We start from the raw sequence: 16,744 nt of genomic DNA on the forward strand, positions 1-16,744 counted from the left end.
GGCATGAGTTACCTCTGGGATCTCTCACACATCCAGCCGCGAACCGAGGTGGTGCTGCCCGGCGACACCATTCCCGCCCTCTTCTGGAACGGCGTGAAGGCGCGCGGCCCGGCGATCTGGATGCGGCAGAAAGACTTCGGCATCTGGCGCAGCTGGACCTGGGACCAGACCGGCACCGCCGTGCGCGAGATCGCCCACGGCCTGATGGCGCTGGGCTTCGAGGCGCGCGAGACCGCGTCCATCCTCTCCAACACCACCGTCGAATGGGTGCTGTGCGACCTGGCCGTGCTCAGCGCGGGCGGCGTGGCGAACGGCATCTACCCGACCGACGCGGCCGAACAGGTGCAGTACCTCTGCGACGACTCGGCCACCACCGTGCTGTTCGTGGAAGACGACGAACAGCTTGACAAGGCGCTGGAGGTGCGCGCCCAGTTGCCGCGCCTGAAGAAGATCGTGGTCGCCGACATGGACGGCCTGCGCGACCTGAACGACCCGCAGGTGATCAGCCTGGCCGCGCTGCGCGACATGGGCCGCGCGCACCTGGCGCAGCACCCCGGCCTGGTCGAAGCGCGCGTGGCCGCGGTGAAGCCCGAAGACCTGGCCATCCTGGTCTACACCTCCGGCACCACCGGCCGCCCCAAGGGCGCCATGCACAGCCACCAGGGCCTGGTCTACACCGTGCGCGGCTACAACACGCTGATCGCGCGCGACGACCACGACGAGTGCATGTGCTTTCTGCCGCTGTGCCACATCGCCGAGCGCATGGGCGGCGAGTATTTTTCGCTCTACACCGGTGCCAGGCTCAATTTCGTGGAGAACCCCGAGACCGTGCCGGAGAACGTGCGCGAGATCGCCCCCACCGTGTTCACCGCCGTGCCGCGCGTCTGGGAGAAGTTCTATTCGGGCGTGATGATCACGCTCAAGGAAGCCAGCCAGCTGCAGCAGGCCGCCTACGCCTGGGCCATTGGCGTGGGGCAGAAGGTGGCCGACCGGGTGATGGCCGGGCAGCCGGTGCCCGGCGGCCTGCGGCTGCAGTTCCGCCTGGCGCGCGTGCTCGTGCTGGACAACGTGCGCAAGCTCATCGGCATCCACCGCGCGCGCTTCCTGGTCACCGGCGCGGCCCCCATCTCGCCCGATCTGGTGCGCTGGTACCTGGCCCTGGGCGTGCCCATGCTCGAGGTCTGGGGCATGACGGAAACCTGCGGCGCGTCCACCGGCATTCCGGCCGATCGCATCAAACCCGGCAGCATCGGGCCGGCCGCCACCTACAACGAGGTGAAGCTCGATCCACAGACCGGCGAGATCCTGGTGCGCGGGCCCAACGTGTTCATGGGTTACCTGAACCTGCCCGAGAAAACCGCCGAGACCATCGACGCCGACGGCTGGCTGCACACGGGCGACGTGGGGCAGGTCGATGAGGAAGGGTTTTTCCGCATCACCGACCGCATGAAAGACATCATCATCACCGCAGGCGGCAAGAACATCACCCCCAGCGAACTGGAGAACGAGCTGAAGTTCTCGCCGTATGTGACCGACGCCGTGGTGATCGGTGACAAGCGCCCCTACCTCACCGTCATCATCATGATCGACCAGGAGAACGTGGAGAAGTATGCGCAGGACAACGACGTGCCGTTTTCCAACTACGCCAGCCTCACCCGCGCGCCCGAGGTGCAATCGCTCATCCAGGCCGAGATTGACCGTGTGAACAAGAAGTTCGCCCGCGTCGAACAGATCAAGAAATTCTTCCTGCTCGACACCCAGCTCAGCGCCGAAGACGAAGAACTCACCCCCACCATGAAGCTCAAGCGCAAGCTGGTGCAACAGAAATACGCCGAGCAGATCGAAGCCATGTACCGCTGAAGCGGCCGCCCCCCTTTCAACCCCCAGGAGACAAGCCCGTGACGACCGCCCGCCCCACCCTGATCGCCCTCGCGCTGTGCCTGTCGGCTGGCGCCGCCTTCGCCCAGACGCAGGGCGTGAGCAAGGACGAGATCGTTCTCGGTTCGATCCAGGACCTCTCCGGCCCGCTGGCGGGTTTCGGCAAATCCGTGCGGCAGGGCATGGTGCTTCGTGTCGACGAGATCAACGAGCAAGGTGGCATCAACGGCCGCAAGATCAAGCTGCTCGTCGAGGACAGCAAGTACGACCCACGCAACGCCGTGCTGGCCGCGCAGAAGCTCGTCAACCAGGACAAGATCTTCGCCATGATCGCCCACCTGGGCACGGCGCAGAACATGGCGGCCATGCCGGTGCAGTTCCAGAAGAACGTGGTGAACTTCCTGCCCGTGACGGCCGCGCGCGAGATGTACGAGCCCTTCCACAAGCTCAAGTTCGCCAACATCGGCCCGTACTACGAGCAGATGCGCACCTTCCTGCCCCGCATGGTGCAGGAGAAAAAGCCCAAGGCGGTCTGCGCGATCTACCAGGACGACGAGTTCGGCCTGGAGGTGCTGCGCGGCGCGGAAGAAGGCCTCAAGGCCGTCAACATGCAGATGGTCGAGAAGACCTCGTTCAAGCGCGGCGCCACCGATTTTTCATCGCAGGTGGCTCGCATGAAGTCCGCCAATTGCGACTTCGTCGTGCTGGGCACCATCATCCGCGAGACCATCGGCACCATCGCCACCGCGCGCAAGCTCGACTTCAACCCCACCTTCTTCGGCTCGCAGGCGGCCTACACCGACCTCATCCACAAGCTCGGCGGCCCGGCCATGAACGGCCTGTACGCCACCATGACCACCCAGCACCCCTACCTGGACGAAGCCTCGCAGCCGATCCGCTTCTGGGCCAACAAGTTCAAGACCAAGTTCAACGAAGACCCCAACGTCTTCTCGGTCTACGGCTACAACGCCATCGACATCTTCGCCCGCGCCGCGGGCCGCTCCGGCGCCAACCTCACCACCGACAGCTTCGTCAAGACCATGGACAGCCTGACCGTGCCGACCGACATCTTCGGTTCGCCCGAACTGCGCTTCAGCCCGCAGCGGCGCTACGGCAGCATGGCCATGCGCCTGTCGCAGATCCAGGACGGCCGCTGGAAGGTGACGTCGGACTACGTGAACCAGTGATCCCGCATCCCCGTGTCAACCACCCTTTACAGGAGACATCAGCGATGAAAACGACACTGACCGCCGCGGCCGTGCTGGCACTGGCCGCCGGGCCGGCCCTGGCCCAGACGCAGGGCGTGAGCAAGGACGAAATCGTGATCGGCTCGATCCAGGACCTTTCGGGGCCGATCGCCGGCTTCGGCAAACAGGTGCGCATGGGCATGCTGCTGCGCGTGGACGAGATCAACGAGCAGGGCGGCATCAACGGCCGCAAGATCAAGCTGCTCGTCGAGGACAGCAAGTACGACCCGCGCAACGCGGTGCTGGCCGCGCAGAAGCTCGTGAACCAGGACAAGATCTTCGCCATGGTGGGCCACATCGGCACCGCGCAGAACATGGCGGCGATGCCGGTGCAGTTCCAGAAGAACGTGCTGAACTTCTACCCCATCACGGCCGCGCGCCAGATGTACGAGCCCTTCCACAAGCTCAAGTACTCGTTCGCCGCCACCTACTACGACCAGATGAAGATCGTCACGCCCATGCTCGCCAAGGAGAAGGGTGCCAAGAAGGTCTGTGCGATGTACCAGGACGACGAGTTCGGCCTGGAAGTCAAGCGCGGCGCCGAAGACGGCCTGAAGGCCGCCGGCATGACGCTCGCGGCGGAGACCACCTACAAGCGGGGCGCCACCGACTTCGCCTCGCAGATGCAGAAGCTGCAGGCCGACCAATGCGACCTGGTGGTGATGGGCACCATCATCCGCGAGACCATCGGCGGCATCGCCACCGCGAAACGCCTGGGCTTCAACCCCACCTTCGTGGGTTCCAGTGCGGCCTACACCGACCTCATCCACAAGCTCGGTGGTCCTGCGATGAACGGCTTCTACGCCGCCATGACGGTGCAACACCCCTACCTGGACTCGGCCTCGCAGCCCCTGCGTTTCTGGGCCAACAAGTACCAGACCAAGTTCAACGAAGAACCCACGGTGTTCTCGGTGTACGGCTACGGCTCCATCGACGCCTTCATCCGCGCCGCCACCAAGGCCGGCCCCGGCCTGACCACCGACAGCTTCATCAAGGCCATGGACACGATGAAGATCCCGCCAGACATCTTCGGCAGCGCCGAGATGACCTTCAGCCCCACCAAGCGCCTGGGCAGCAGCGCCACGCGCCTGTCGCAGATCACGGACGGCCGCTGGAAAGTGCTCAGCGACTACATGTCCGCCAAGGATTGAGTACCGCGCCGCCCGCTTCGGCGGGCCATGCGCGCAGCCGCCAGAGCCTCGTGCCCTGGCGGTTTTTTTTCGCCTGCCGTGGGGCCGGCGACGTACCATGGCGCCACCATGTGGGACCCGAACCTCAGCCCCGCCACCGCCGCCCTGCTGGCCGACGCGCTGCTGGCGCTGCACACGGGCATCGTGGTCTTCGTGGTCGGCCTGCTGCCCCTGGTGCTCCTGGGCGGCGCCCTCGGTTGGCGCTGGGTGCGCCATGCGGGCCTGCGGATCGGCCACCTGGGTCTGATGGTCTTCATCGCCGCCCAGGCGTGGCTGGGCCAGCTGTGCCCGTTGACCGTGTGGGAGCAAGCCCTGCGCCGCGCCGCCGGCCAGAGCAGCTACCGTGAGAGTTTCATCGACCACTGGCTCTCAAGGCTGCTGTACTGGGACGCCCCTTGGTGGGTGTTTGTGGCGGCGTACACAGCCTTCACGATGATCGTGACCCTGGCTTGGTGGTGGGTCAGGCCAACGCCGCGCACGTAAGACCCCGCCACAGACCTCAGGATCGAGGGCGCTCTGCGGGCGCCACCTCTTTCACGGCCTTCAGCACATCGATGACCAGTTCGAACAGATGCTCGGGCACAGGCTCGTCCACCTCCACCTGCGCGACCAGCGCACGGGCCAGTGGAATGTGCTGGATGATGGGAATGCCCTCTGCGCGCGCATCCCGGACGATGGCCTGAGCGTGCAGACCCGCGCCCTTGGCCAGCACCAGGGGCAGTGGGGTTTCACCATGCTCGTAGAGCAGTGCAACCGCAAGGTGCGTGGGGTTGGTGACCACCAGCGAGGGTTTGCGCTTGCCACCGCCACCGCCCTGGACGATTTCCCGATGCAGCTTTCGCCGTTCTCCCTTGATTTCAGGCGCTCCATCGGACTCCTTGTGTTCGCGCTTGACCTCATCCTTGGTCATCATCTGCTGGCGGGCGAACAGCTTGCGCTGAATGAGCCAGTCGAACCCTGCGATGACAGTGAAGACGAAGGCCGTGGTCAGCAGCAAGGACTTGATCAACAAGCCCAATCCCGCCGTCACCGGCTGGATGCCGGAGCCCGCCAGCAGCATGGGCACGCAGTTCCGCCGAGTACTTGGCTGAGGCTCGGATTTCCTTCGCAAAGGGCATGGCTTCGAAAGGTTCTGCAGCATGAGAAGGTGTCTGGTTCATGGCTCACATCCTTGAAAGCAATTTGTACAAACTGAGTGGCGGTGAAGAAAGCGTTGGTTCGGCGAGATGCACCGTTAAGGGAATTTCCCTAGGCTTCGGTCGATGCGCAGCAGAGGCTGCAGGACCGTGGCCTCTGGCTTCGAACACTCAAGCAACGTTCTTGAGCACCGAACTGACCATGTCACGCAGCGACTTCATGAGCTCCGACGTCAGCTGCGTGGCTCCGGCCATTTCGCCCGTCTCGCGCTGCACCGCCAGCAGGTCCTGGCTGGACATGTCACCCTGCTGCTGCAATTGCTGGATGAGGTCGCGGAAACGCAGGTTGTTGGCCTGCAGCATCGGCGTGAGCGTGCCGTACACGGCTCCGATGTTGATGCCAGAGCCAAGGACGTCGACACCTGAGGTTTTGAACAAAGCCATGGGAATCTCCTCGCAAAGAAAATGATGCGGGCGTCAGCAACGGTGAGCGTCGCATGACGCAAGCACCTGCTGTGCCGTATCCACCGCCGTCTTCAACAGACAGAGCTCGCTGTACCACTGAGGCGATCCCCCTCGCCGCATTGCCGAAATCGCGGCTTCGCTTGCCCGTTCCAACTCCATCCGAAGCTCCTTGAGGCGAGCAGGGGTCATGCCAAGGACACCGTCCACCGCATTGAGATCCGGCATGGCATTCATGTGATCCCTACAAGGCGACGCCATCCTGGCGCAGGCGAATCAAGAACCGCACACCCCAGGCAATGCCACCCAGGATGGCCGCGCCCAGCACACCCAACAAGGTCCACAGTGCGGCAACGGATTCCTGGCCCACCCGCATGAACAGCACCTTGGAAAGGGCCGCACTCTGGCCCGAAGCCTCGGCACCGGCTGCCGGCACCAGCACCACGGCCACGCGGTCTTGCGACAACCCGGGAATGCCATTGGCCACCAATGCCCGGACGGGCACGACCACGCTCTCTACGCCATAACCCTTCTGGAACTTCAGGAAAACGGACGCCGATGAAGGGGTGGAGGCCTCCAGAGGACCAGCGCGTTCGGGCAGCACCACATGAACGCGGGCCGTCACCACCCCGTCGATGGAGGACAAGGTTTGCTCCAGCTCCTGTGACAGCGCGTACAGGTAACGCGCCCGCTCTTCCAACGGTGAGGAGATGAGGTTCTCCTTCTTGAACACATCGCCCAGTTTGGAGCGCCGCTCGCGAGGCAGCCCATTTCGGTGCAGGATGTCGATCGCTGCGGACACCGAGCCAGCTTCCACCTGGATGCCCACACCGGTCTTGCTGGTGGTCTTGGTGGCAGGGATGTCGGCACTGAGCAGCAGACCAAGCACTTCGTTCGCTTCGGCTTCCGTCAACCCACTCACCAGATTGACGGCGCCAGAACACGCCGCCAGCAGGCTGGTGACCAACAACACCCGCCACCAGCGACCTACCACCTGAAGTGCCATCAAGATCATTGCGTGCGGGAGATCTGATCGACGGTCTTGGCCGCCTGCTTGCTCAGAAGAGAAGCGAACTCCACCTCCAGCATGAAACGCTGCAGGTGCATCTGCCGATTCAGGAGGTCCGCGCTGTTGAACCCGACCGCCGGATTCAGCGGCGCGGCCACATGCTTCCAATGCTCACGCGCGCTCTGCCCCATGCGGTCCATGGTGTTGAGAATGGCGTCACCCAGAGTGAGGGGACGGCCCATGGCCGAGGTCTCCGCGGGCTTGGGCAACGGCGCTTCGGCCGCTGCAGGCGTCACACCCACGCGCTCGGCATGCAGGGCGGCGAACGATGCGGCAGACGCAGAACCTTCGGGCTTCCCCTGACCGATCGACCCAGGCCCTGGGGATGAGACAGGGGGCAGCCCCCCCTTCGCGGCAGAGATGTTCAATGAACTCACGGCATGACTCCTCTTTGCACAGCCCTGTCCCGCAATTGGGCCAGCGCCCAACTTCCAGGGACCTGGGCCAGCCCCAGGCTCGCCCAGTGCGCCGCAGCTTCCCATCGGCACTGCAGCAACTCGATCAGGGACAGACCCACATACGGGCACTCGCTCTGCAACCGAAACCCCATGAGCACCGAAAAGATCTGCTGCGCACGCGACCAATCCTTCAGATCGATCGCCAGGAAACCCACCTCCGCCAACGACTTCGCCAAGTCGGGTGAGAGCAAGTCCGGCATCGAGATCGCCACCGCGTGTTGCACGGAAGGGGCAGGGTTGGGGGATCGCATGGCTGAGCGGACGTGGTTGAAGGGCTGAGTGCGCAAGGTCTGAAAGAAAGTTCGGGCAAGCCGCTGGCTCTTCGGGGATTTCTGACGGGTGTGAACCTTGAAGCCCCCATCCCCACTCATCCTTCCAACCGCTCTCGGACTTCGCCTGCCACCGGTCCATGCCATTCATTGACTTCCCCTCCACCATGGGTATCGACGCCGCCACGCTCAGCGAGCGGTCCCGTGCGCTGCTGATGGCGGCTGGCGGCCACGACCCCCAGGAGCCGGCAGCGCCAGCCCCCGGACAGGCGCACGTTCTGCTCTGGACCTTGCTGGTGATGCGCGTGTCGCGCCTGCGGCGATTCGCGGACCATGTGGGCATGCTGGGCGCTGGGGCCTCCCTGCGGCATGTGCTGGAAGGCCGGCGCATCGCGGCCTTCCGCGAACAGCTCGGCCACGAGCTCTACCAGTTCGGCATGCTGAGAGCGCCGTTGATCGGCACGATCTCGGTGGCCCCTCCGGCATTTGACGACCCCGGACGCGTGAGCGCGGCCGTGCGCGAAGTCGGCATGGCTGCCTTGCAGGCCTTCTGCCATGACCCCGATGTCGAAGAACATCTCCACCTTCGCGCCCGGCTGTCGGCCCGTTTGCACGAGATCGCGCCGAGCGACCCCACCCGAATCTTCGTCGCCCCACCGAGTGGCGCACTCCTTCAACGGGTGCTGCGCGAAGTGGAGCCCGTGCTCGCCAGCGCCTTCGACGGCATCGGAGCCCACCCATGAGATCGGGAAAGATCATTCGCCGTGAGGATGCCAACCACTTCCGCCAGGCCGCCCAGGTGTTGGCAGACGCGCGAGCCGAAGCGGCTTCGTTGCTGGAGACCGCGCGCCATCAAGCCGCCTCGGAGGCCGAACGCATCCGCCAGGACAGTGTGGAAGCCGCCGCCCAGGAGACCTCCCGCCTCATGCTGCAAGCCATCGCGAGCCGGGACGCCTACATGACGGAAGTCGAATCGGAGCTGGTGAGCGTGGTCATCAACGCGGTGCGATCGATCTTCTCCCAATACAACGACCACGAGCGCGCGGCCCTGGCCGTCGGCAAGGCGCTCAAGGCCCTTCGCCAGCAGACACAGGCCACGCTGCACGTGCATCCGAGCCACCACGATGCGCTGTGCGCGGCCGTCCCGGCGCTGCTGCGCGACACCCCCGGCCTGCAATCGCTGGTGGTGGAACGGGACTCGCGCCTCAAGCCTGGCACCTTCGTGCTGAGGAGCGCCATGGGCCTGGTGGAAACCGATCTCGAGTCGCAATTGCGCGCAATCGAAAACGCCCTGGTGCGCAGCGTCAAGGCTTCGGACGCGGCCCGACACATGGTGGCCGGCGTCCCGATCTGACCGACTCAGCGCGCAGTCGCCTGCCAGCCGCCGCCCAATGCGGCCACCAGCGCCATGCTGGCCGCCAGCCGTTCGGCCTGCACGTCGAGCGCCGCGCGGCGCGCCGACAGCGCCAGGTTCTGCGCGGTTGCCACCTCCAGGAAGCTGATCTCACCGGCCTCGTAGCGGTAGCCCACCACGCGCTCGTTCTCGCTGGCCAGCGTCACCAACTGCTGTTGCTGGCGGTCCTGCTCGGCCAGCGTGGCCAGTTGCACCAGCGCGTCCTCGGTTTCGCGCACAGCCGAGAGCACGCCACCGCGCCAGGCCGCGGCCTGCTCGTCGTAGGCGGCGAGGAAGGTGGCTTCATCGGCGCGGCGCGTGCCGCCATCGAACAGCGTGGCCGCGAGTTGCGGGCCGAGCGACCACACGCGCGCGGGCGCGTCCAGCAGGCGGGACCAGCTGCTGGCCTGCAGGGTGCCGCTGGCCGAGAGCGTCAGGTCGGGCAGCCAGGCGCGCTGCGCCACGCCCAGGCGCGCGTGCGCGGCGGCGAGCGCGCGCTCGGCGGCGGCCAGGTCGGGGCGGCGGCGCAGCAACTCACCGGGCAAGGCCGCGGGAATCGCGGGCACCACCGGCAGCCCTCCGTCGCGCGCGGCCATCGGGTAGTCGCTGGGCGTGGAACCCGCCAGCAGCGCCAGCGCGTTGGCTTCCAGCGCGCGCTGGCGCTGCAGGGTGAACACCTGTGTGCGCAGCGACTGCAGCTGTGTTTCGGCCTGGATCACGTCGGCACGCGCCACCAGGCCGGCTTCGTATTGCAGCTGCGTGACCTGCAGTGAACGCGCGTAGGCCACGTCCGCCTGGGCCTGCAGCGCCAGCTGCGCGTCCAGCGCGCGCAGCCGCACATAGCCTTGCGCGGCCGCCAGCTGCAGCGCCAGGCGCGCGGCGTCCACCAGCGCGGCCTGTGCCTCGGCGCTGGCCGTGGCGGCCTGCCGCGAAAGCGCGACTCGACCCCAGAGGTCGGGCGACCAGGACAGGTCCAGACCGGTCGCGTACAGCTGGCGCGTGCCGGCGTTGGCGCCAGCGGCCGCGTTGCCACCGCTGCGTGTCACGGAAGCGCCCGCGCCGATCTGCGGCAGCGCCAGCGCGCGCGCGGCATCCACCTGCGCCAGCGCCTGGCGCCAGCGCGCCTCGGCCTGGGCCAGCTCGGCGTTGGCCTCGCCCACGCGGCGCAGCAGCCGGTCGAGTTCGGCGTCGGCGTACACGGTCCACCAATCGGGCTGGATCACGGCAGCCGTCGGCTCGGTGCCGGCGTGCTGAAAGCTGGCGGGCAGCGCGATCTCGGGGGCGCGGTAGTCGGTGCTGGTGGCGCACGCCGCCAGCAGCAACGGCAGGGCGGCGAGCGCGAAGCGGGATGGAAACAAGAAAAAGGACATGGGTTCAGGCGGTCTGGGCCACCGGGCTTGGGCCTTGCACACGGCGGCGCAGGCGCTCGAGCGCGAGGTAGACCACGGGCGTGGTGTAGAGCGTGAGCAGCTGGCTCACGGCCAGGCCGCCGATGATGGCGATGCCCAGCGGGCGGCGCAATTCCGAGCCCTCGCCCAGGCCCAGCACCAGCGGCACCGCGCCCAGCAGCGCGGCCAGGTTGGTCATGAGGATGGGGCGCAGGCGGCGCAAGGCGGCTTCGTGAATGGCGGCCTGCGGCGCCAGCCCGCGCGTGCGCTGCGCGGCGAGCGCGAAGTCGATCATCAGGATGGCGTTCTTCATGACCACACCGATCAGCAGGAACAGCCCGAGCAGCGCGATCAGGCTGAACTCGGTGTCCGAGATGCGCAGCGCCAGCAGCGCGCCCACGCCGGCCGAGGGCAGCGTGGACAGGATGGTCAGCGGGTGCAGCGTGCTTTCGTACAGCATGCCCAGCACCAGGTAGACCGTGACCAGCACGGCCAGGATCAGCCAGGGCTGGCGCTTGAGCGTGGCCTGCAGGCTGTTGGGGTCGCCTGCCCGCTCGCCGGTAGAGATGCTGGTGGGCAGCAGCAGGCCGTTGACGGCGCGGTCGATCGCCTGCTGCGCCTGCTGCAGGCTCACGCCGGGCGCCAGCGCGTAGCTGATGCCGGCGGAGGCGAACTGGGCGTCGTGCTGCACGCGGTCGCGCGTGAGGCCGTAGCGCCAGGTGGCGATGGCGCTGAACGGCACGCGCTCCCCCGCGTCGTTGAGCAGCTGCACCTGGTTCAGCGCGGAAGGCTCGCTGTTGCCGCGTGGGTCGGCCTCCATCACCACGCGGTACTGGTTCAGCGGGTCGTACAGCGTGCGCACCTGGCGTTGCGAGAACGCGTTGTTCAGGGCCGTCGTCACGGTGTCCATGCGCACGCCGAGTCGGCGCGCGGCCTCGCGGTCCACGTTCAGCACGACCTGCTGCGCGTCCTCGCCGGCGCCGAAGTCCACGTCGGTCAGCTCGGGCAGCGCGCGCAGCGCTTCGCCCACCGGCTTGGTCCAGCCGCGCAGGTCCTGCAGCGAATCGGAGCGCATGACGAACAGGTACTCGTTGTCGCCGCCGCCGCTGGAGAGGCGGATGTCCTGGTCCACGTTCACGAACAGCACGCCGCCGGCGATCTGCGGGGCATTGGCGCGCAGGCGCGCCACCACGGCCGAGGCGGGCTCGCCGCGCTCCGCCAGGGGCTTGAGGCGGATGCGGAACCAGGAGTTGCTGGTGCCGGTGCGCCCGCCGCTCACGCCCGTCACGTCGGCCACGGCGGGATCGGCCACCAGCAGGCCGCGAAAAGCCTCCACCTTGGGCTGCATGCCCTGGAACGAAAAACCGTCGTCGCCGCGCACGAAGCCGCCGAGCTGGCCGGTGTCCTGCTGCGGCAGCATGCCCTTGGGAATCGCCACGTAGAGCCACACGTTGAGGGCCACAGTGCCGGCCAGCAACAACAGGGTCAACACGCGGTGGCGCAGCGCGAATCCCAGGCTGCGCGCGTAACCCGCCTGCACGTCGGCCAGCAGGCTGGCGATGCCGCGCGCCAGCGGGCCTGGCGGCTTGGGCGGGCCGGCCGGCAGGCCGTGCGCGCACAGCGCGGGCGTGAGCGTGACCGACACCGCCAGCGAGATCAGCATGGCCGCCACCAGCGTGATCGAGAACTCGCGGAACAAGCGCTCCACCACACCGCCCATGAACAGGATGGAGATGAACACCACGATCAGCGCCAGGTTCATCGCCAGCAGCGTGAAGCCCACCTCGCCCGCGCCGGTGAAGGCCGCGCGCCAGACCGTGCGCCGCCCCACCTCGCGCTGGCCGTTCGCGGCCTGCGCCGCACGCGCCCGCTCGATGTGGCGCTGGATGTTCTCCAGCACCACGATGGCGTCGTCCACCACCAGACCGGCGGCCACGATCAGGGCCATGAGCGAGAGGTTGTTGAGCGAGAAGCCCTGCCACCACATCACCGAGAACGCGCCGATCAGCGAGACCGGCAGGGCCAGCGCCGGAATCAGCGCGGTGCGCACGCTGCCCAGGAAGGCCCAAACCACCGCCATCACCAGCACGCACGACAGCACCAGCGTGAACTGCGCCTCGCGCAGCGTGGCGCGGATGCCGGGTGAGCGGTCCATGACCACGCGCAGCTCGGTGTCGGCCGGCAGCAGCGCGCGCAGTTGCGGCATCTGGGCGTGGATGGCGTCGATGGTCTGCACGATGTTGGCGCCCGCGCGCCGGCTCACCAGCAGCACCACGGCGGGCCTGTCGTTGTGGTATCCGGCGGTGTAGCGGTTTTCCACCGAGTCCGTCACCTCGGCCACGTCGGCCAGGCGCACCAGCGCCCCGCCTTCGTTGCGCACCACCAATTGGGAGAAATCCGCCGCCGAGCGCAGCGGCTCGGGCAGCGCGATCTGCCAGCGCTGGCCGCCCTGCTCGGTCTGGCCGAGCGGGCGCCAGGCGTTGGCCTGGGCGATGGCCTGGCGCACGTCGTCCAGCGACATCCCGCGGTGCGACAGCGCCTCGGGTTTCGCCTGCACGCGCACGGCGGGCAGCGACGAGCCGTCCACCGTGACCTCACCCACGCCCACGATCTGCGCGAGCTTCTGCGCCAGCACGGTGGAGGCGTTGTCGTACAGCGCCGACGACGGCAGCCGGGGCGATGAGAGCGCCAGCGCCATGATGGGCGCCTGCGAGGGGTTGACCTTGACGTAGCTCGGGTTGCCCGTCATGCCCGAGGGCAGCTGCCCGCGCGAGGCGTTGATGGCGGCCTGCACCTCGCGCGCGGCTTCGTCGATGTCGCGGTCCAGGTTGAACTGCAGCGTGACGCTGGTGCTGCCCTGGTTGCTGCTGGACCGGATGCTCGCCACGCCCGCGATGCTGCCCAGCGCGCGCTCCAGCGGCGCGGCCACGGTGGAGGCCATGCTCTCGGGGCTGGCGCCGGGCAGGCTGGCGCGCACCTGGATCACCGGAAAATCCACGCGCGGCAGCGGCGACACCGGCAGCAGCCGCCACGCCAGCAGGCCCACCAGCACGATGCCGACGGCCAGCATCACGCTGCCGATGGGGCGGCGGATGAAGAAGCGGGCCAGCGCGTTCATGCCATCTCGGTGCGCCGGCGCGCCAGCCGGTCGAACGCCAGGTAGACCACCGGCGTGGTGAACAGCGTGAGCACCTGGCTCACGATCAGCCCGCCCACCATCACGATGCCCAGCGGCTGGCGCAGTTCGGCGCCCGAACCGTTGGCCAGCATGAGCGGGATGGCGCCGAACAGCGCGGCCAGCGTGGTCATGAGAATGGGGCGGAAGCGGAGCAGCGCGGCGCGGTGGATGGCCTCGCGCGGTGAGAGGCCCAGGCGGCGCTGCGCGTCCAGCGCGAAGTCCACCATCATGATCCCGTTCTTCTTCACCAGGCCGATCAGCAGCACGATGCCGATCACCGCGATCAGGTCCAGCGGCCGGCCCGCCAGCAGCAGCGCGGCCAGCGCGCCCACGGTGGCCGAGGGCAACGTGGACAGGATGGTGAGCGGGTGCACCGCGCTCTCGTACAACATGCCCAGCACCAGGTACATCACCACCACGGCGGCCAGGATCAGCCACAGCGTGTTCGCCTGCGAATTGCGGAAACTCTCGGCCGCGCCCTGGAAGGCCAGTTCCACGGCCACGGGCAATTCCACCTGCCGCTGCACGGCTTCGATGGCGGCCACGGCCTCGCCCAGCGAATGCCCGGACGCGAGGTTGAACGACAGCGTGACCGCCGGGAACTGGCCCTGGTGCTCGATGGCCAGCGGCGCGCGCCGCTCCACCGCGCGCGCCACGGCCGACAGCGGCACCGGCTTCGCGTCGGCTCCGCCCCCGGCGGGCTGCACGTACACCCCCTCCAGCGCCTGCAGGCCACCCTGTTTCGCGTCGTCGCTCTCCAGCACCACGCGGTACTGGCTGGCGTGCGTGAACAGCGTGCTCACCTGCCGCTGGCCGAACGCGCTCTGCAGCGCGGAGGCGATGTCGCCCATGCGCAGGCCCAGGCGGGCCGCCGCGTCGCGGTCGATTTCCAGGTAGGCCTGCAGGCCTTCGCGCTGCAGGTTGCTGGCCACGTCGATCAGCTCGGGCCGCTCTTTCAAGGCGGCCAGCAAACGCCCGGTCCACTCGCCCAGCAGCGCGCTGTCGGGCGAGCTCAGCGTGAACTGGTACTGCGTGCGGCTGATGCGGTCTTCCATGCCGAGTTCCTGCACCGGCTGGAACCAGGCCTCGATGCCGCCCACGTCGCGCGCGCGCTCACGCAGCCGCTCGATCAGTTCGCCGGCCGACACCGAGCGCTGTGCGTGCGGTGCCAGGGTGAGCAGCATGCGCCCGCTGTTGAGCGTGGCGTTGCTGCCGTCCACGCCGATGAAGGACGAGAGGCTCCGCACCGGCGCCTCGGCCAGCAGCGCCTGGGCCAGCGCCTGCTGCCGTTCGGCCATGGCGCCGAAGGACACGCTCTGTGGCGCCTCGGTCACCACCTGGATCGCGCCCGCGTCCTGCACCGGGAAGAAGCCCTTGGGCACGGCCAGGTAGAGCAGCGCCGTGAGCACCAGCGTGGCGGCCATGGCCAGCAGCGCCAGCGGCTGGCGCGCCAGCACCCAGTCCAGCCCGCGCCCGTAGCGCTCGATGGTGCCGCTGAGCCAGTCGCGCCGGCCTTGCGCGTGCGCGGGCGCCTGCTTGAGCATGCGCGCGGCCATCATGGGCGTGAGCGTGAGAGAGACCACCAGCGAGATGGCGATCGCCACCGCCAGCGTGACCGCGAACTCGTGGAACAGGCGACCCACCACGTCGGCCATGAACAGCAGCGGAATCAGCACCGCCACCAGCGAGACCGTGAGCGAGACCAGGGTGAAGCCGATCTCGCTCGCGCCCTTGAGCGCGGCTTCCATCGGGCCCGCGCCTTCCTCGCGGTGGCGCGCGATGTTCTCCAGCATCACGATGGCGTCGTCCACCACGAAGCCGGTGGCGATGGTCAGCGCCATCAGGCTCAGGTTGTTGAGGGAATAGCCCAGCAACAGCATGGCGGCGAAGGTGCCGACCAGCGAGAGCGGCACCGCCACGCTGGGAATCAGCGTGGCCGGCAGCGTGCGCAGAAAAACGAAGGTCACCATCACCACCAGCGCGATGGCGAACAGCAGCTCCTTCTGCACGTCGCGCACCGAGGCGCGGATGCTTTCGGTGCGGTCCGACACGATCTGCACCTTCACATTCGCCGGCAGCGTGGCCGTGAGCTGTGGCAGCAGCGCGCGCACCTGGTCCGCCACCGCGATCACGTTGGCGCCGGGCTGGCGCTGGATGTTCAGCAGCACCGCGGGCGCGAGGCCGCAGCCGCTGCTCTGCCCCTCGGCGCAGGCCATGCCGGCCCAGGCCGCGAGAAAACGGTCTTCCGCGCCCTCTTCCACCTGGGCCACGTCGGCCAGCCGCAGCGGCGCGCCATCGCGCCAGGCCACGATGAGCCGCTGGTACTCGGCCGCCGAGCGCAGCTGGTCGTTCGCGTCCAGCATGGTGCTGCGCAACTGGCCGTCGAAACTGCCCTTGGGCTGGTTGTTGTTGGCCGCGGCGATCGCGGTGCGCAGCTCTTCCAGCGTGAGGCCGTTGGCGGCGAGCGCGCGGCTGTTGGCCTGCACTCGGATGGCCGGGCGCTGCCCACCCGCCAGGCTCACCAGGCCCACGCCCGGCAGGCGCGACAGCTGGCCCGCCATGCGCGTGTCCACCATGTCCACCACGCGCGGCAGCGGCAGTGTGTCCGAGCCGATGGCCAGCGTGAGGATGGGCACATCCGCCGGGTTCACCTTGCGGTAGATCGGCGGCGCGGGCAGGTCCGACGGCAACAGGCTGTTGGCGCTCTGCAGCGCGGCCTGCACGTCCTGCTCGGCCACGCCCAGGTCCACCTCCAGGGCGAACTTCAGGGTGATCACCGAAGCGCCACCCGAGCTGGTGGACGACATCTGCGACAAGCCCGGGATCTGCCCGAGCCGGCGCTCCAGCGGCGCGGTGACGGTGCGCGCCGTCACGTCCGGGCTGGCACCGGGCTGGAAGGTGAACACCTGCATCACCGGGTAGTCCACCTGGGGCAGCGCCGACACCGGCAGCTGGCGCCAGGCCAGCAGGCCGGCGATGAGCACGGCCAGCATCAGCAGCGAGGTCGCCACCGGCCGCAGGATGAAGGGGCGCGAGAGCGAGAGGGGGGCGGCGGCGGAAGACATCGGCGAACGCC

15 protein-coding genes are annotated in these 16,744 nt (G+C 68.0%); 6 read left to right on the plus strand and 9 right to left on the minus strand.

Annotated elements, in window-relative coordinates; all coding sequences use genetic code 11:
• The first annotated feature begins 3 nt into the window (after positions 1-3).
• From ACFJI0_RS18860 to ACFJI0_RS18875, 4 genes are all read left to right on the plus strand, one after another.
• Complete coding sequence (locus ACFJI0_RS18860; RefSeq protein ID WP_382321832.1) at positions 4-1,860, plus strand: AMP-dependent synthetase/ligase; 1,857 nt, start codon at positions 4-6, stop codon at positions 1,858-1,860.
• 38 nt (positions 1,861-1,898) lie between these two features.
• Entirely contained in the window at positions 1,899-3,065 is a 1,167-nt protein-coding gene (locus ACFJI0_RS18865; protein WP_382321835.1) for an ABC transporter substrate-binding protein, read from the plus strand.
• A 44-nt stretch (positions 3,066-3,109) separates the two neighbouring features.
• Positions 3,110-4,276, plus strand: a complete 1,167-nt coding sequence (locus ACFJI0_RS18870; protein ID WP_382154448.1) for an ABC transporter substrate-binding protein — start codon at positions 3,110-3,112, stop codon at positions 4,274-4,276.
• Between the two features lie 108 nt (positions 4,277-4,384).
• The gene (locus ACFJI0_RS18875; protein WP_382321838.1) at positions 4,385-4,798 is read left to right on the plus strand and encodes a DUF2784 domain-containing protein; all 414 of its coding nucleotides are present in this window, start codon (positions 4,385-4,387) and stop codon (positions 4,796-4,798) included.
• A gap of 16 nt (positions 4,799-4,814) precedes the next feature.
• On the opposite strand, the gene ACFJI0_RS18880 is transcribed toward ACFJI0_RS18875, so the two are convergent.
• The 6 genes from ACFJI0_RS18880 to ACFJI0_RS18905 all read right to left on the minus strand — a co-directional run bounded on the left by ACFJI0_RS18880 (position 4,815) and on the right by ACFJI0_RS18905 (position 7,664).
• Positions 4,815-5,375, minus strand: coding sequence for an EscU/YscU/HrcU family type III secretion system export apparatus switch protein (locus ACFJI0_RS18880; RefSeq protein WP_382321840.1), 561 nt, complete (start codon positions 5,373-5,375; stop codon positions 4,815-4,817).
• 247 nt (positions 5,376-5,622) lie between these two features.
• Entirely contained in the window at positions 5,623-5,895 is a 273-nt protein-coding gene (locus ACFJI0_RS18885) for a hypothetical protein (protein WP_382321843.1), read from the minus strand.
• A gap of 33 nt (positions 5,896-5,928) precedes the next feature.
• Positions 5,929-6,174 (minus strand): EscE/YscE/SsaE family type III secretion system needle protein co-chaperone, encoded by a 246-nt coding sequence (locus tag ACFJI0_RS18890; RefSeq protein ID WP_382321846.1) that lies wholly within the window; start codon positions 6,172-6,174, stop codon positions 5,929-5,931.
• On the minus strand, positions 6,158-6,919 hold the full coding sequence (gene sctJ, locus ACFJI0_RS18895; protein ID WP_382321849.1) for a type III secretion system inner membrane ring lipoprotein SctJ: 762 nt from the start codon (positions 6,917-6,919) through the stop codon (positions 6,158-6,160). Before sctJ ends, ACFJI0_RS18890 begins: the two co-directional genes overlap by 17 nt.
• A gap of 5 nt (positions 6,920-6,924) precedes the next feature.
• The gene (locus ACFJI0_RS18900; RefSeq protein WP_382321852.1) at positions 6,925-7,359 is read right to left on the minus strand and encodes a hypothetical protein; all 435 of its coding nucleotides are present in this window, start codon (positions 7,357-7,359) and stop codon (positions 6,925-6,927) included.
• Positions 7,356-7,664 (minus strand): hypothetical protein, encoded by a 309-nt coding sequence (locus ACFJI0_RS18905; protein ID WP_382321855.1) that lies wholly within the window; start codon positions 7,662-7,664, stop codon positions 7,356-7,358. Before ACFJI0_RS18905 ends, ACFJI0_RS18900 begins: the two co-directional genes overlap by 4 nt.
• Before the next feature lie 185 nt (positions 7,665-7,849).
• Here ACFJI0_RS18905 and ACFJI0_RS18910 point away from each other — a divergent pair, with 185 nt between their 5' ends.
• Both ACFJI0_RS18910 and sctL read left to right on the plus strand, forming a co-directional pair.
• Complete coding sequence (locus ACFJI0_RS18910) at positions 7,850-8,452, plus strand: SctK family type III secretion system sorting platform protein (protein ID WP_382321857.1); 603 nt, start codon at positions 7,850-7,852, stop codon at positions 8,450-8,452.
• Complete coding sequence (gene sctL, locus ACFJI0_RS18915) at positions 8,449-9,063, plus strand: type III secretion system stator protein SctL (RefSeq protein WP_382321860.1); 615 nt, start codon at positions 8,449-8,451, stop codon at positions 9,061-9,063. Before ACFJI0_RS18910 ends, sctL begins: the two co-directional genes overlap by 4 nt.
• A gap of 5 nt (positions 9,064-9,068) precedes the next feature.
• Here the strand turns inward: sctL and ACFJI0_RS18920 are convergent, their stop codons facing one another.
• From ACFJI0_RS18920 to ACFJI0_RS18930, 3 genes are read right to left on the minus strand one after another with little or no spacing between them, the layout of a single operon-like run.
• A complete protein-coding gene (locus ACFJI0_RS18920; protein ID WP_382321863.1) occupies positions 9,069-10,472 on the minus strand; it encodes an efflux transporter outer membrane subunit in 1,404 nt (467 codons plus the stop codon).
• A gap of 4 nt (positions 10,473-10,476) precedes the next feature.
• Entirely contained in the window at positions 10,477-13,608 is a 3,132-nt protein-coding gene (locus ACFJI0_RS18925) for an efflux RND transporter permease subunit (protein WP_382321866.1), read from the minus strand.
• Positions 13,605-16,733, minus strand: coding sequence for an efflux RND transporter permease subunit (locus ACFJI0_RS18930; protein WP_382321868.1), 3,129 nt, complete (start codon positions 16,731-16,733; stop codon positions 13,605-13,607). The genes ACFJI0_RS18925 and ACFJI0_RS18930 overlap by 4 nt, the downstream gene beginning before the upstream one ends.
• Positions 16,734-16,744 lie beyond the last annotated feature (11 nt).

This window comes from Hydrogenophaga sp. UC242_53 (genome assembly GCF_042696965.1).
Taxonomy (GTDB): Bacteria; Pseudomonadota; Gammaproteobacteria; order Burkholderiales; family Burkholderiaceae_C; genus Hydrogenophaga.

Coding starts and splice junctions, on each gene's coding strand:
- ACFJI0_RS18860 (WP_382321832.1), top strand. CDS start 4: ATGAGTTACCTCTGGGATCTCTCACACATCCAGCCGCGAACCGAGGTG.
- ACFJI0_RS18870 (WP_382154448.1), top strand. CDS start 3,110: ATGAAAACGACACTGACCGCCGCGGCCGTGCTGGCACTGGCCGCCGGG.
- ACFJI0_RS18875 (WP_382321838.1), top strand. CDS start 4,385: ATGTGGGACCCGAACCTCAGCCCCGCCACCGCCGCCCTGCTGGCCGAC.
- ACFJI0_RS18880 (WP_382321840.1), bottom strand. CDS start 5,375: ATGCTGCTGGCGGGCTCCGGCATCCAGCCGGTGACGGCGGGATTGGGC.
- ACFJI0_RS18885 (WP_382321843.1), bottom strand. CDS start 5,895: ATGGCTTTGTTCAAAACCTCAGGTGTCGACGTCCTTGGCTCTGGCATC.
- ACFJI0_RS18890 (WP_382321846.1), bottom strand. CDS start 6,174: ATGGCGTCGCCTTGTAGGGATCACATGAATGCCATGCCGGATCTCAAT.
- sctJ (WP_382321849.1), bottom strand. CDS start 6,919: ATGGCACTTCAGGTGGTAGGTCGCTGGTGGCGGGTGTTGTTGGTCACC.
- ACFJI0_RS18910 (WP_382321857.1), top strand. CDS start 7,850: ATGCCATTCATTGACTTCCCCTCCACCATGGGTATCGACGCCGCCACG.
- sctL (WP_382321860.1), top strand. CDS start 8,449: ATGAGATCGGGAAAGATCATTCGCCGTGAGGATGCCAACCACTTCCGC.
- ACFJI0_RS18920 (WP_382321863.1), bottom strand. CDS start 10,472: ATGTCCTTTTTCTTGTTTCCATCCCGCTTCGCGCTCGCCGCCCTGCCG.
- ACFJI0_RS18925 (WP_382321866.1), bottom strand. CDS start 13,608: ATGAACGCGCTGGCCCGCTTCTTCATCCGCCGCCCCATCGGCAGCGTG.
- ACFJI0_RS18930 (WP_382321868.1), bottom strand. CDS start 16,733: ATGTCTTCCGCCGCCGCCCCCCTCTCGCTCTCGCGCCCCTTCATCCTG.